Source organism: Acidimicrobiales bacterium (genome assembly GCA_040219085.1).
Taxonomy (GTDB): domain Bacteria; phylum Actinomycetota; class Acidimicrobiia; order Acidimicrobiales; family JAVJTC01; genus JAVJTC01.
Window position 1 is genome coordinate 39,040 of the sequence record JAVJTC010000011.1, and the last position, 13,882, is coordinate 52,921.

Consider the following 13,882-nt stretch of genomic DNA (forward strand, 5'->3'; position numbering starts at 1 on the left):
GTCGTCAGCCAGCGGTGGCCTCGACGCCCAGGAGCACCTCTTTCACGTCGAGCCCCCAGCCGTACCCGCCGAGAGTTCCGTCCGAGCGGACGACCCGGTGACAGGGCACGAAGAGGGCGACATGGTTCGATCCACACGCCGAACCCACCGCACGGGCGGCGCGGGGACGACCGATGGCACGGGCCACGTCGCCGTAGCTCATGACGGTCCCCGGTGCGATGGAGCGCAACGCCCGCCAGACCTCCTCCTGCACGGGGGTCCCCCGCTGAGACACGGGCACCTCGTCCATGGCGGTCACGTCACCCGCGAAGTAGCGGCCGACCGCGTCCAGGACGGTGTCCGGTACGGGTTCGGTCGGCCCGTCCGGGACGTCGAGGCGGTCGAGGTCCGTCGTGAACCCCGCCGCGACGACGGCCTCCCCGTCCCATGCGATGCTCAGCGGTCCCGCAGGCGTCCGGACGGTCGTGACATCGCCGCCACGGATCAGAGGTGGGGTTCGCACGGCCACGCGGGTGCCTACTGCATCGTCCATCCCGCCACGCTAGTTCGGGCCTGGCCGGCGCACCGGCGGAATCCGACACGACAGCGGGCCCGGGACGCGCAACGGGGCGGGTCCCCCGCAGGGAACCCGCCCCGACCACCGGGGAACGACCCGGGGAGGCTCAGGTGCCGATCGTCGTGATCATCACCTGCTGGGAGCCACCGAACCACTCGATGGTGACGGTGCGCATCTGGATCACTCCCGGAGGCAGATCCTGCGCCGGGAAGTGGACGACGAGGACGCCGCCGCCTGCGGGAACCAACTGGGTCGCCGGGCCCCAGGTGCCGGGACCGTAGGTGACGTCCACCTCGACGGGTCCACCCTCTGCGTTGCCGATCGGGATGACGGCCGTGCCGGACTCGACCGGAGCCTGGACGAAGGCTGCGGGCTCGACGTCCAGGTCGATCGGGATGATGATGAACTCCTTGACCCCGACGAGGTCGACCTGGAGGTTCTCGCCGTTGTTCGGGATGGTCAGGCTCCTGGTCCACTCGCCGAACTCGAAGTCCGACCGGTCGACCTTGACCGTGAAGTCGTAGGTCTCACCGGGGGCGATGGAGGCCGGCGCACCCAGAACGGTGACGGGATTGCCCGGCAGTGGGAACAGGACCGGCACCTGCACGGTCTCCGTGCCGATGTTCTCCACGGTCAGCGTCGCCTGACCCGAGTTGCCGAAGTCGAGGACCTCGGGGCCGGTCAGAACAGGCCCGAGCGGAACGAGGACGAACTTGGTCCCGGTCACGTCGACGTTCGCGTCACCGCCGTTGGTGAGGACGTCGAAGCCGATGCTCCACGGTCCGGGCCCGAAGCCCGAGGTGTCGACCGAAACGTCGAAGCTCCGGGTGGCGCCGCCGGGCAGCGCCGTGGCCGTGTCACCGGTGATCTCGAGTTCGGGGTCGACGACACCGAATCCGATGGTGAGGTCCGCCTCGCCGGCGTTGGTGATGTCGAAGCTGCCGGTGGTGAGCGCTCCCAGGGGAACCGTCGGAGCGACCACGAGCTCAGCCGGAGCCACAACCGGCGGCACCGGGGTGGGATCGGGCGTCGGCGCAGGCGTCGGATCGGGCGCAGGGGCCGGCGGCACGGCTGCACCACCAGATGAGGAGTCCCCACCGTCGGCCGTGTCATCGGTGCCGTCGTCGGTGCCAGCGGCGGAGTCCTCGTCGTCCACGTCGCCGGCATCGGGGCCGTCCTCGTCGTCGGCGTCGGTCTCGTCGTCCCCCGCTGCGGGACCGTCGTCGTCGTCGGTGTCGTCGCCATCGGAGGTGCCGACCTCGAGGGTCCCCGGGTCACCGCCGTCGGCCGAGCCGTCGGTCGAGGTCGTGTCGTCGGTTTCGTCCAACAGCGAGTCCGCCCCGCCTGCCGACAGTGCGAAACCGACGACGGCGCCGAGAACGGCCAGCACGGCGACGACAGCGGCGGCCGCCATGTAGCGCCGGCGGGTGACGGCCGCGTCCATCTCTGCGAAGGCGTCGGCCGGGTGGGGCATCTGGATCGTGGGGTTCGTCATCTCACTTACCTCTTCGTGTGGTTTCCGGTGGTCGTTCGTCCGTTCGGACACCACTGAGACGGGCTCCCCCGACGGTCCTTACACCCCACATCCGGAAATTTCCCGATCTCCCCTTCGCCGTCCGCCCGAGAAGGTCCTGCCTGGGAGAACTCCCCTCCGTTGGGGTGTAATGGGTGCGCCGCTACGCCGTCTCACTGGCATGCGGGAGGACCTCGATGAGCAACGACGCAGCGCTGGTGGACCGGGTACGCGCCGGGGACGCCGACGCGTTCGGCGAGCTCTACGACACCTACGCCGACCGCATCCACTCGTATTGCATGCAGTCCCTGCGAAGCGATGCGGACGCAGCCGACGCCACCCAGGACACGTTCCTCAAGGCGTTCGACAGGCTCGGACAGCTCAGAGATCCCGAGCGGCTGCGGCCCTGGCTGTACTCGATCGCGCGCAACGAGATCACCAATCGGGGCCGTGCCCGGTCGCGGGTCGTGCTCGACGACGACCTCCTTGCGTCCGAAGAGGCCGACGTGGCTGATCCGTCGACCGGAATCGCACGCCACGAACTCCGCGAGATCGTCTGGGCCGCGGCGGAATCGCTCACGGACCGGGACCGCGAACTGCTCGATCTGCAGTTGCGCGAGAACATGGACACCGACGAGATGGCCGAGGTCCTCGAGGTCGAGCCGTCGCACCTGCACGTCCTCACGTCGCGGATGCGGGACCGGATGGGCAAGGCCCTCGGCACCCTCCTCGTCGCACGGCTCGGCCGCGACGACTGCGACGATCTGGCCGCCCTGCTCGCAGACTGGGACGGCCGTTTCGACGTCGACACGCGTTCGCGGGTCACCCGCCACGTCAACGGCTGCGAGATCTGTGAGAACACCCGCGGCACGGTGGCCCTCCCGTGGCAGCTCATGCCCGCCGTTCTCGTCGTCCCGGCCCCCGCATTCCTTCGGGACCGGGTGCTGGCCGGCGCCCTGTCCGCCGCCGGTGGCGGGAGCAGCGCCGGCACCGGGACGTCCGGTGGCCTGGCAGCGGGCGGCGGAGAGCCGATGTCGGACCTCGAGATCGCAGCTGCGCTGCTGGCTCAGTCCGGTGGCGGTGGCCGGGCCCGTCGCCCGCGCAAGCGCTCCGGGTCGGCACTTCCGGGCCGGCCGGTGCACTGGCTGGCCATCGCCGCCAGCATCGTCGTCATCGTGGTCGGGTTCCTGCTGTTGACGGCCGGCGACGACGGCGGCGACGACACCACGGTCTCCGGAGCGCCCACTCCGACACCGACGGAGGTGGCCCCGACCACACCGACTCCGACGGCGACGCCGACACCCACCGACGAGCCGACGCCGACCCCCACACCCACCCCGACGACCACACCCACCGAGGAACCGACCGAAGAGCCCACCGAGGAGCCCACGGTCGCGGCGACTCCGACAGCGACCACGACACCCGCGCCGACTGCGGCACCCACCCCGACGGCCACCCCCACGCCCACCGCGGCACCCACGCCCACCCCCACGCCCACCCCCACGCCGCGCCCGACCGCCACGGCGACCCCGACGGCCACCCCCGGCGGCGCCGTTCTGAACCTGTCGACTGCGACGGTGACCTTCAACCCGATCTCGACGACGCCGAGGACCGTCACCCTCTTCAACGACGGGACCGCCGTGGCGACATGGGCAGCCGGAATCGATGGCCTCTCGGCCGGGGCGTACAACGTGGCACCGACATCGGGCGTGCTCCCCCCCGGCCAGACGGCCACGCTGAGCATCTCCGGGAATCCCGCCGGGCTGGCCGAGGGCACCCATGCGGCGGTGCTCGCGGTGGTCGCCCAGGGCACCACCGCCACGGCGAACGTCGTCGGCACGCTGGAGGAGCCACCGATCGTGACCGCCGGCGTGAACCCCGTGACGTCGACCATCTGTGCCAGCGCTCCGGCTGCCATCGTCGCCACGGTGAGCGACGAGAACCCCGGACCACTTCCGCCGGGGATCTTCGTCAACGGCGTGTTGGCGGGACCCATGTCGGGCACCTATCCGAACTACTCCGGCACGGTCACGCCGGGCGTCGCCGGTTCAACGATCTCGGTCCGGGCGGTCGACGCCCGCAGCAACGTCGGCACGGCGAGCGTCCCGGTGGTGGTACTCCCCTGCTGAGGTGGGGGCTCAACCCTGCCCGAGACGACGGTCGAGGCGATCGGCCCCGGCGTCGATGCCCGGGAGCTGGGTCTGCACCCCACCGTTGTGGGCAGCGACGAGCTCGGTGACCATCTCGGAGACCTCCGCCCAGTTCCGTGCCCGGGGTCCGGGCAGTTCACGGTTGTAGGGCTGATCGAAGACGATGACTGTGCGCCCCTGGGCCCTGATCGCCGCGACGTTGTGGGGAGCGTCCTCGATGTACGCATCGGCATCGACGGCCGTCTTGCCGCCGACGAAGCACAGGTCGCGGTAGGGGATGCGTGCCTGGTCGAGCCAGTGGGCGGTGTCACCGGCAGCGGTCGCGTGGCCCCAGTTGGAATAGAGGCGGTGGGTGATGATCCGGATCCAGACGCCTGCGTCGGACAGGCGCCACAGGACGTCGGACGCCCCTTCCATCACCGGCGCGTCGCGCAACATCCGGTGCTCGACGACAGCCAGTCGGTTCAGCTCCGTGAAGGTCTCGTCGTCGAGACCCCACTCCTCGAATCCCCACGACCGCTCGAGCGGGAGCGAGGCCTCCGGCACACCACGTTCGAGCGCCACGATCCGTCGGAAGGCCACCGTGTGGTCACAGCACACGCCGTCCAGGTCGACGCCGAGGACGAAGGGGCGGGCGCGGGACTCATCACGGGGAGCCGGGCCGGCCGGGGCGTCACTCACGGTCGGACAGTAGCCTCGGGCCCATGGATGTGAACGTGATCGACCATCCGCTCGTGCGCGAACGCCTCACGCGCCTGCGCAAGAAGGACACCAAGCGACCCGAGTTCCGGCGCAACCTCGACGAACTGTCGGCGTTCCTCGTCTACGAGGCGGTCCGCTCGATGCCGGTGGCGACCATCGAGATCGACACACCGCTCGCCCCGGCCAAGGGCGTCCAGGTCAACGAGCCGCCGATCATCGTGCCGATCCTGCGGGCGGGCCTCGGCATGCTCGACGGCGCGCTGTCGTGCCTTCCCAACGCCCGAGTCGGCTTCATCGGCCAGAAGCGCGACGAGATCACCCACATGCCCCACGCGTACGTGAACACCGTCCCGCACGATCTCGAGGGTCGGCGCGTGCTGGTTCTCGATCCGATGCTGGCCACCGGAGGGTCCCTGCTCCACACCTGTCACCTCCTCGACGACTCCAACTGCGGAGCGATCACCGTGGTGTGCTGTCTCGTCGCGCCCGAAGGACTCGACGCGGTACGTGACGACGGCCTGGCGATGTCCATCTTCACGGCGTCGATCGACAGTCACCTGAACGACAAGGCCTTCATCGTCCCCGGCCTCGGCGACGCCGGCGACCGCCAATTCGGCCTGAACTGAGCCGGCGGCGCCCGCGATCTTCTTGTCAGAGGCGGTGTTCTGTGCGCCTGGGCAGGAAGTAGCGGAAGAACGCGAAGAAGGAGAAGAAGGCGAAGAACCAGGGGCTCGTCGTGAAACCCGTGACGCCGAGAAACCCCAGGAAGCCGAGCCAACCCAGCGACCGGGGTTCGCCGGAGCCGGGTCTGAGGTGATCCACGATCCGAGCCATGCTTCCACCCTAGAAGTCCCGGCATCCGCCGAGCAGGGCCCGAAGTCGTGAAACCGCACAGTTCCCGAACCGACCGTCGGCCGTGAGCCCACGCCGGGAGCCGGCGGCGCTACTCAGGCGCGACGCAGGACGCGTACGTGGTTCTCCATCTCGAACGCCCATCCGTCGTCGACCGGGCGCCCGTACTCGACGAACCGGCGATCGAACTCGTCGCGATGCTCGGCCAACCGCTCGGCCCGGTTCGGGCTGACGCCCACCACGACGTGGGCGAACGCCGCGGCATCGGCCATACGGGTCTCACTCGTGTAGCGGAAGTCCGCAACGGCCTCGAACCCGCTGTCGACCGCTCGGTCGAGCGCCGCCTGGGCGAGGCTGCGGACCTCGGTCTCGTCGTCGATGATCTTCACGACTTCGTGAAGGGGACCGGCGGCTACGGGTTCGACCACATAGAGCGTGCCGCCCGGTCTCAGCACGCGCCGAACCTCGGCGAGGGCAGCGTCCATGTCCTGCGCCGGGACGTGGTGCAGCGAATACGAGTAGATGACGACGTCACAGGAGTCGTCCCCGAGGGGTAGGTCCTGGCCGACGCCGTCGACGTAGTCGTCGCGGTGATCGGGGTCGGCCTCGAGCGCCCGCCCCCGCATGATCTCTCCGCACTCCACCCCGACGACGTCCGCTCCGCGCTCCCGGAGCCACCGGACGAGCTCGCCGGCACCGCAGCCGACGTCCGCGACGCGCCTGCCGGCGAACTCGACGGTCTCGGCGAGGACATCGGCGTGGGTCCGTGGTTGTGTCACGGCGACGAGGCTAGTGACCGCCGAAGCGCTGCTTCATCGCAGCCGCCACGGCATCGAGTCGCGACTGTGCCACCGAGTGCGCGGCCGCCAGGTCACCGTCGGCGACCGCGACGACGACTTCGATGTAGGTCTTGAGCTTCGGCTCGGTGCCCGACGGTCGCACCGCCACCCTCGTTCCATCGGCGAGCCACACGACGATGGCGTCCGCGGGGATCATCCCCTCCGGTGGATCGCTGAGGTGGTCGACGCGACGATCAACAGCGACGCCGGCGATCTCTGCCGGCGGATCGGCCCTGTAACCCGCGATCTTGTCCCGGGCGATGTCGATGTCGGCGAACCGCAGCGTCGCCTGACCGGTCAGGTGGACGCCGTGATCCCGGTAGATGTCGTCGAGCAGGTCGAGCGGGGAGCGTCCCTCTGCGTGCAGCGCCGCAGCGAGGCGCACGAAGACGACCGCTGCCGATATCCCGTCCTTGTCCCTAACGACGTCGGACACGGCGTACCCGAGCGCCTCCTCGTAGCCGAACAGGAGACGACGGCCCGAGGCGTCACCGGCGCGGGCGATCCACTTGAACCCCGTCAGGGTCTCGACATAGGTCACCCCGGCCGCAGCGGCCAGCTTCGACAGCAGCGACGAGGAGACCAGGGTGGTGGCCACCGCCCACCGGTCACGGTCGAGGGCGGAGAGTCCCGACAACAGGTGGTGGGCGAGCAGGGTGCCGATCTCGTCACCCCGCAGAGCCCGCCAACCATCGGGGGTCTGCACTGCGACCGCCAGCCGGTCGGCATCGGGATCGTTCGCCACGACGAGGTGCGCGCCCGCCTCGTCAGCGGCGGCCATCACGGCGTCCATCGCCCCGGGCTCCTCAGGATTCGGAAACGAGACCGTCGGGAAGTCGGGGTCCGGCCGGGCCTGGCTCGGAGTCGGACGGGGGTCGTCCAGTCCGGTCGCGACGAACACCCTTCGCAGCGTGGCCTCGCCCACGCCGTGCAGCGGCGTGTAGGCGACGACCAGGTCCTCGACCGCCGGACCGGGGAGAGCTCCGGCGATGGCCTCCACATAGCCGGCAATCGCCTGGTCACCGACGCGCTCGATCCCACCACCGTCGGCAGGAGGGCCCGTCTCGAGCGGTGGAAGACCTCCGGCGAGGATCTCCGCCTCGATCTCGGCGTCGACGGGCGGGACTATCTGAGCGCCGTCGCCCCAGTAGACCTTGTAGCCGTTGTCGGCGGGCGGGTTGTGACTCGCCGTCACCATCACGCCGGCCGCCGCGCCACAGGCGAGCACCGCGTGGGCGAGGACGGGTGTGGGCAGCGGTCCGGGCAGAATCTGCGCACGGTGCCCCTGGGCGGCGAGGACCTCGGCGGTGTCCGTGGCGAAGACGTCGGACTTGTGCCGGGCGTCGAACCCGATCACCACCAGCGACGCGGCGGGCAGGCGGCGTCCGAGCGCCCCCGCCGCCTGGCGGACCACCACCCGGTTCATCCGGTTCGGTCCTGCGGCGACCTCGCCACGCAGCCCGGCCGTTCCGAAGGTCAGCCGGTCGCCGAAGCGGTCGGCGAGCCCCGCTTCGTCCCCGGCGGCGATGAGCGCCTCCACCTCGGCACGGGTGTCGGGATCCGGGTCGACCGCCATCCAGTCCCCGGCGGCGGCGAACAGTTCCCGATCCACCGGTCTAGAGCCCGTCGATCACGGCCCGCAGGATGGCCCCGACCCGGCCACCGGCGGCCTGTCCCGCGGCGAGGACCTCCTCGTGGTCGAGGGAGTCGGACAGTCCGGCGGCGAGATTGGTCACCAGGGACATGCCCATCACCTCGAGGCCGACGTGACGGGCGGCGATGCACTCGAGAACCGTCGACATGCCGACGAGGTCGGCGCCCATGGTCCGCAACATCGCGATCTCCGCCGGCGTCTCGAAGTTCGGCCCGAGCAGACCCGCGTAGACACCTTCGCCCACGCCGGGGTCCGCCGCCGTGGCGAGCGCCCGCAGCCGCGGGGAGTAGGCGTCGATGAGATCGACGAACCGGAAATCGTGCGGTGCGGGCGGCATCGGCCCGACGAGCGGTGAGGTGCCGGTCAGGTTGATGTGGTCCGAGAGGACGACGGGTGTGCCCACGCCGAAGTCCGGGTTGATCGAACCGGCCGCGTTGGTGAGCACGACCGTGCTGATCCCGGCGGCGGCCATGGTCCGCACGCCGTGCACGGCGACGGCCGGCGCATGCCCCTCGTACAGGTGCACCCGACCCTGGAGCACGTACACCCGGCGATCGCCGGCCGACGCCGAGACGATCCGGCCGTGGTGGCCGGGGACGGTCGGCGCGGGGAAGCCCGGCAGATCGGTGGTGGCCAACTCGTCGACGACGGTACCGATCTCGTCGAGCGCGTCACCCCAGCCCGAACCCAGGACGATGCCTGCGACGTGGCCGGGGCCGAGGCGGTCGACGAGGACGTCGGCTGCCTCGGAGGCGAGCTGGAACGGTTCGGTCATCGGGTCCTCCCCACCGCCACGGCCACACCGAGGTGATCACGGGCGAGTTGATCGAGTGGCGTCGCGGGACGGGCACCGAGGTGTCCGATCACCTCGGCGGCGGCGAGCGACGCGAGTTCGCCGCAGCGCTTCAGCGGCTCACCGGCAGTCCAACCGGCGAGGAAGCCGGCCGCGTACATGTCCCCGGCACCGGTCGTGTCGACGACGCCGTCGATCTCCGCCGCCTCGATGTCGATGGTCTCGTCGGTCGTGATGATCACCGAGCCGCGCGCGCCGCGGGTCATCGCCACGATGTCGCAGCGGCCGCGCACCTTCTCGAGGGCCTCGGCCGGGTCGTCGGTTCCCGTCAGGACGCAGAACTCGGCCTCGTTGCCGAACAGGATGTCGATCGGCCCGTCGAGGAGTTCGTGCCACTCGGGCAGATGCCGCTCGACGCAGAAGGTGTCCGAGAGGGTGAAGGACACGGCGTTGCCCTCACCGTGGGCGACATCGATCGCGTGACGGATCGCCTCTTTCGTGCGTGGGATGTCCCAGATGTAGCCCTCGCAGTACAGGACCTTCGACGTGGCGACGAGTTCCTCGTCGATGTCTGTGGGGTCGAGGTGCTGGGAGATACCGAGGTGGGTGTTCATCGTGCGGGCCGCGTCCGGGGTGACGACGATGAGACAGCGGGCCGTCGGCAGCCCTTCGGTGCCCGCCGCCACATCGAAGGCGACGCCGGTGGCGCGGATGTCGTGACGGAACACCGCGCCGAGCTGGTCGTCGCGCACCTTGCCGATGTAGGCCGCCCGACGGCCGAAGCTGGCGATGCCGGCCATCGTGTTGGCGGCGGACCCACCGGACGTCTCGATGGCGGGAGCCATGTGACTGTAGAGCTCGGCCGAGCGGTCCGCGTCGACGAGGGTCATCGCCCCCTTCGTCAGGCCCCAGGTGGTGATGAAGTCCTCGGACTCCCTGCTGATCACGTCGACGATCGCATTGCCGATGCCGACGACGTCGTAGCGGTGTCCGGTCACGGCCACCGAACCTACCGTTTCGGCCGCCGCAGCGCCGACCTCGGCGACCACACCGCACCGGTAACCTGCCGTCCGTGACAGCCGACTCGCCCCACCGCCTGCCCCGGACCGTGACGCCGTCGCACTACGCGCTGCGCCTCGAACCGGATCTCTCCGCCGCCACGTTCGTCGGTTCGGCCGTCATCGACGTCGAGATCCTCGACGACACCGACCTCATCGTCGTCAACGCGGCGGAGCTGGAGATCGACGGCGTGGAGCTCGAGAACGACGACGGGACGAGGGCGTCGGCTGTCGTGGAGCTCGACGCTGAGACCGAGCGGGCTACGTTCGTGTTCCCGGAGTTGTTGGCCGCGGGCCATGCGATCGTCCATGTTTCGTTCCGTGGTGTGCTCAACGACAAGCTCCGGGGCTTCTACCGGTCCACCTTCACCGACGAATCCGGCGCCGAACGCGTTCTCGCCACCACCCAGTTCGAGTCGACGAGCGCCCGCCGCTCCTTCCCGTGCTGGGACGAACCGGACCTCAAGGCCACTTTCGACGTGACGCTCGTCGCCGACGCGGACCTGCTCGCCGTCAGCTGCATGGGCGAGACGGGGCGTCGCATCCTCGACGACGGAAGGGCCGAGACCACCTTCGCCACCACGCCGCTGCTGTCCACCTACCTGCTCGCCTGGGTGGTCGGTCCGCTCGAGGTCACCGCTCCCGTCGACGTCGACGGCATCCCCCTGCGCGTGGTGCACCCGCCGGGCAAGGCCCACCTGACGGGTTTCGCCCTCGACGCCGGCGCGTTCGCGCTGCGCTGGCTCACCGAATACTTCGACATCGTCTATCCCGGCGACAAGATCGACCTCCTCGCCATCCCCGACTTCGCCTTCGGAGCGATGGAGAACTTCGGCTGCGTCACGTTCCGTGAACGGCTGCTGCTCGTGGACCCCGACGTTGCGACCCAGCCCGAACAGGAGCGGGCCGTCGACGTCATCGCCCACGAGCTCGCCCACATGTGGTTCGGCGACCTCGTGACGATGCGCTGGTGGAACGGCGTATGGCTCAAGGAGGCGTTCGCGACGTTCATGGAGACCTCGACCACCGACGCGTACCGGCCGGAGTGGCTCAAGTGGGTCACCTTCGGCCACGACCGCGCGGCCGCGTTCGACGTCGACGCGCTGACCACGACCCGTGCGATCGAGTTCGAGGTGGGCAGCCCGGCCGAGGCCGAGGGCATGTACGACATCTTGACCTACGAGAAGGGCGCGTCGGTCGTGCGGATGCTCGAGCAGTACCTCGGCGCCGGGCGCTTCCGCACCGGCATCCGCCACTACCTCACGAAGCACTCCTACGGGAACACCGAGAACACCGACCTGTGGGACGCCCTCGAGGAGACCACCGGCGAGCCGGTGCGTCGCATCATGGACAACTGGATCTTCCAGGGCGGCCACCCCGTGATCTCGCTGTCCCGCCCGGACGCCTCGACCGTCTCACTGAGCCAGCGCAGGTTCCTCTACCGCGGCACCGACGAGACCCGCTGGCCGGTCCCGGTGACGATGACCGTGGGCCGGGGGGCCGCCCGCGAGACGGTCCGGGTCCTGTTGGAGGACGACACGACGGTGGACGTCGGCGACGCCGACTGGGTGGTCGGCAACCGTCAGGGCGACGGCTTCTACCGGGTCGCCTACGACGACACCGCGTACACGGCCCTTCTGGGGGCGCTCGCGGATCTCCATCCGCTGGAGCGCTACGGCCTCGTGGACGACGGCTGGGCGTCGGTCGTCGCCGGGGACCGCGAGGCCACCTGGTTCTGCGACCTGGTGGGCTCCTTCGCGGCCGAGGACGACGTGTCGGTGTGGCAGCGGCTGACCGGGGGACTCGGCGCGATCCACCACGTCGCTCCCGACGAGGCCCTGCCGGGCTTCTCCAGGCGTGTGCGCGAACTCGTCGGCCCCGCCCTCGAGCGGATCGGCCGCAGCGGCGCGGCCGATGACAGCGCACGACGCCACGAGCTGCGCGCCTCACTGATCCGCACGCTCGGCACGGTCGGCGCCGACGGGACGCTCGTCGAATGGGCCGTCGGGGCCGTCGACGACCCTGACGTCCACCCGAGCCTCGCGGCTGCGGCCACGACGATCGCCGCCGACCACGGTGACCTGGCGACCTTCGAGCGGTTCGTGCAGCGTTGGCGGAGCGCGCCGACCCCTCAGGAGGAGAACCGCTTCCTGTTCTCACTCGGGCTGTTCGGTGATCCCGCTGCATTCGACCGCGCTCTCACGATGGCGACGGACGGCACGGTCCGCACCCAGGACGCCCCGTACCTGCTGGGCCGCATGCTCGGCCATCGCGAGCTCGGCGAGGTGGCCTGGCGTCATGTGGTCGCCCATTGGGACACGATCACCACCGCCTTCCCGGACAACTCGATACCCCGGATGCTCGAGGGCATCCGCAGCCTGTCCGCACCGGACCTGGCCGCCGAGGTCGACGCGTTCGTCGAGTCCCATCCGGTCTCCTCCGGCGCCCTGACGGTCGCCCAGCACCGCGAGAAGCTGGCCATCAACGTCGAGCTGCGCCGCCGCGAGACACCGCGGCTGATCGCGGCCTTCGGCTGAGCTGTCCCGTGCGGCGCGGCGATCGGCGCGGCCGGCGACCTGCTCCGATCGGCGTCTTCGCAGTCGAGTCGACGACGGCGCAGGTCTGCTGGGCGTCACTCGACGCCGGGGAGATCGTCGTTGCGGTGGGCGAGCGCTGCAGCGAAGTCGACTGGGACGGCGGCCCCGGCGGCGTCGTCCTCGAGGGGCTCCCGGCGGGTCGGCGCCTGCCCGTGTCGGTCCGCCATGGCGGCACTGAGATCTACGCGGGCACGACCGCCACGCTGCCGTCGCTTCCCGGCGAACCGCTGACGCGGTTCGCGACCCTCAACGACGTCCACCTCGGCTGTTCCTGGTTCTCCGCCGCGGGGATCATGCGCGAGCGGGTCCCGGCGGGTGCCGAGGTCTCCGCCAACCGGTGTGCCCGTTCGGCGGTGGCTGCGGCGCTGGAGTGGGGCGCCGAGCGGCTGGTCATCAAGGGGGACCTCGTCCAAAGGGGCCTGCACGAGGAGTGGGATGCCGCCGAGCGGATCTTCGGTGACCTGCCGGTTCCGCTCGACGTGTGCCTCGGGAACCACGAGGTCCTGTCCAAGCCATCGGTGCTCCCGACCCCCGAGGGCCTCGCACGGCTCGGCGTTGAGCTGGAGGCGCCGGTGCGGATCCGGGACCTGGATGGCCTCCGGCTCGTGATGGCCGACACCGCTGTACACGGCCGCCACGACGGCAGCGTCGCCCACCTGCACGCTGATCTCGTCGCCGCGGCCGACGTGGACGTGCCCGTGATGGTCTTCGTGCACCACGACCTCGAGCCGTCCCCGACGACGATCCCGTTCCCCCGCGGCGTGCGGGCCCGCGAGGCTGTCCCGCTTCTCGACGACCTCGCCCGGGTCAACCCCGCGGTCTTCGTCACGACGGGGCACACCCACCGCCACCGCCGTCACATGCGCGGGGCGATCCCCGTCGTGGAGGTGGGCTCCCCCAAGGACTACCCGGGCGTGTGGTGCGGCTATGAGGTCACGACGGCCGGGGTCCGCCAGGTGGTGCGGCGTGTGACGGGCCGGGACTGCATGGAGTGGACCGAACGCACCGGTCGTGCCCTGGGAGGGTTCTGGCGCCGGTGGTCACCGGGGCTGCTGGAGGACCGCTGCTTCATCCACCGCTGGCCGGTCTGAGGGTCGAAGGGTCGAAGGGTCGAAGGGCGACGTGGCGCGACGACTCGTGGACCATCGTGGCTGTCACTGCGGCTGGT

General features: G+C 70.5%; 12 protein-coding genes. 4 read left to right on the plus strand and 8 right to left on the minus strand.

The window, feature by feature from the left end:
• Positions 1–4: 4 nt before the first annotated feature.
• Together RIE08_05285 and RIE08_05290 are read right to left on the minus strand one after the other, a co-directional pair.
• A complete protein-coding gene (locus RIE08_05285) occupies positions 5–532 on the minus strand; it encodes a methylated-DNA--[protein]-cysteine S-methyltransferase (protein ID MEQ8717005.1) in 528 nt (175 codons plus the stop codon).
• A gap of 130 nt (positions 533–662) precedes the next feature.
• On the minus strand, positions 663–2,051 hold the full coding sequence (locus tag RIE08_05290; GenBank protein MEQ8717006.1) for a hypothetical protein: 1,389 nt from the start codon (positions 2,049–2,051) through the stop codon (positions 663–665).
• A gap of 215 nt (positions 2,052–2,266) precedes the next feature.
• Between RIE08_05290 and RIE08_05295 the strand changes: the two genes are divergently transcribed.
• Entirely contained in the window at positions 2,267–4,198 is a 1,932-nt protein-coding gene (locus RIE08_05295) for a sigma-70 family RNA polymerase sigma factor (protein ID MEQ8717007.1), read from the plus strand.
• A gap of 9 nt (positions 4,199–4,207) precedes the next feature.
• On the opposite strand, the gene RIE08_05300 is transcribed toward RIE08_05295, so the two are convergent.
• Entirely contained in the window at positions 4,208–4,900 is a 693-nt protein-coding gene (locus RIE08_05300) for a hypothetical protein (GenBank protein ID MEQ8717008.1), read from the minus strand.
• A 23-nt stretch (positions 4,901–4,923) separates the two neighbouring features.
• Here RIE08_05300 and upp point away from each other — a divergent pair, with 23 nt between their 5' ends.
• Positions 4,924–5,547: a uracil phosphoribosyltransferase gene (upp, locus tag RIE08_05305; protein MEQ8717009.1), complete on the plus strand. Its 624-nt coding sequence runs from the start codon at positions 4,924–4,926 to the stop codon at positions 5,545–5,547.
• Between the two features lie 25 nt (positions 5,548–5,572).
• Here upp and RIE08_05310 read toward each other — a convergent pair whose 3' ends face one another.
• The 5 genes from RIE08_05310 to RIE08_05330 all read right to left on the minus strand — a co-directional run bounded on the left by RIE08_05310 (position 5,573) and on the right by RIE08_05330 (position 10,063).
• Positions 5,573–5,755 (minus strand): DUF3796 domain-containing protein, encoded by a 183-nt coding sequence (locus tag RIE08_05310; GenBank protein ID MEQ8717010.1) that lies wholly within the window; start codon positions 5,753–5,755, stop codon positions 5,573–5,575.
• Positions 5,756–5,868: 113 nt separating this feature from the next.
• Positions 5,869–6,552 (minus strand): methyltransferase domain-containing protein, encoded by a 684-nt coding sequence (locus tag RIE08_05315; protein MEQ8717011.1) that lies wholly within the window; start codon positions 6,550–6,552, stop codon positions 5,869–5,871.
• Positions 6,553–6,562: 10 nt separating this feature from the next.
• Positions 6,563–8,224, minus strand: coding sequence for a phospho-sugar mutase (locus RIE08_05320; GenBank protein MEQ8717012.1), 1,662 nt, complete (start codon positions 8,222–8,224; stop codon positions 6,563–6,565).
• A gap of 4 nt (positions 8,225–8,228) precedes the next feature.
• Positions 8,229–9,041 carry a purine-nucleoside phosphorylase gene (locus RIE08_05325; protein ID MEQ8717013.1) on the minus strand — a complete coding sequence of 271 codons (813 nt, stop codon included), beginning with the start codon at positions 9,039–9,041 and terminating at the stop codon, positions 8,229–8,231.
• Entirely contained in the window at positions 9,038–10,063 is a 1,026-nt protein-coding gene (locus RIE08_05330) for an adenosine kinase (protein ID MEQ8717014.1), read from the minus strand. The genes RIE08_05325 and RIE08_05330 overlap by 4 nt, the downstream gene beginning before the upstream one ends.
• Before the next feature lie 68 nt (positions 10,064–10,131).
• Here RIE08_05330 and RIE08_05335 point away from each other — a divergent pair, with 68 nt between their 5' ends.
• On the plus strand, positions 10,132–12,654 hold the full coding sequence (locus RIE08_05335; protein ID MEQ8717015.1) for a M1 family metallopeptidase: 2,523 nt from the start codon (positions 10,132–10,134) through the stop codon (positions 12,652–12,654).
• An 8-nt stretch (positions 12,655–12,662) separates the two neighbouring features.
• Positions 12,663–13,805 (plus strand): hypothetical protein, encoded by a 1,143-nt coding sequence (locus tag RIE08_05340; GenBank protein MEQ8717016.1) that lies wholly within the window; start codon positions 12,663–12,665, stop codon positions 13,803–13,805.
• Positions 13,806–13,882: the final 77 nt, after the last annotated feature.

Bases quoted from the DNA above. Each gene is read 5' to 3' on its own strand.
- RIE08_05295 (MEQ8717007.1), top strand. From the start codon at position 2,267: ATGAGCAACGACGCAGCGCTGGTGGACCGGGTACGCGCCGGGGACGCC.
- upp (MEQ8717009.1), top strand. From the start codon at position 4,924: ATGGATGTGAACGTGATCGACCATCCGCTCGTGCGCGAACGCCTCACG.
- RIE08_05290 (MEQ8717006.1), bottom strand. From the start codon at position 2,051: ATGACGAACCCCACGATCCAGATGCCCCACCCGGCCGACGCCTTCGCA.
- RIE08_05325 (MEQ8717013.1), bottom strand. From the start codon at position 9,041: ATGACCGAACCGTTCCAGCTCGCCTCCGAGGCAGCCGACGTCCTCGTC.
- RIE08_05285 (MEQ8717005.1), bottom strand. From the start codon at position 532: ATGGACGATGCAGTAGGCACCCGCGTGGCCGTGCGAACCCCACCTCTG.
- RIE08_05310 (MEQ8717010.1), bottom strand. From the start codon at position 5,755: ATGGCTCGGATCGTGGATCACCTCAGACCCGGCTCCGGCGAACCCCGG.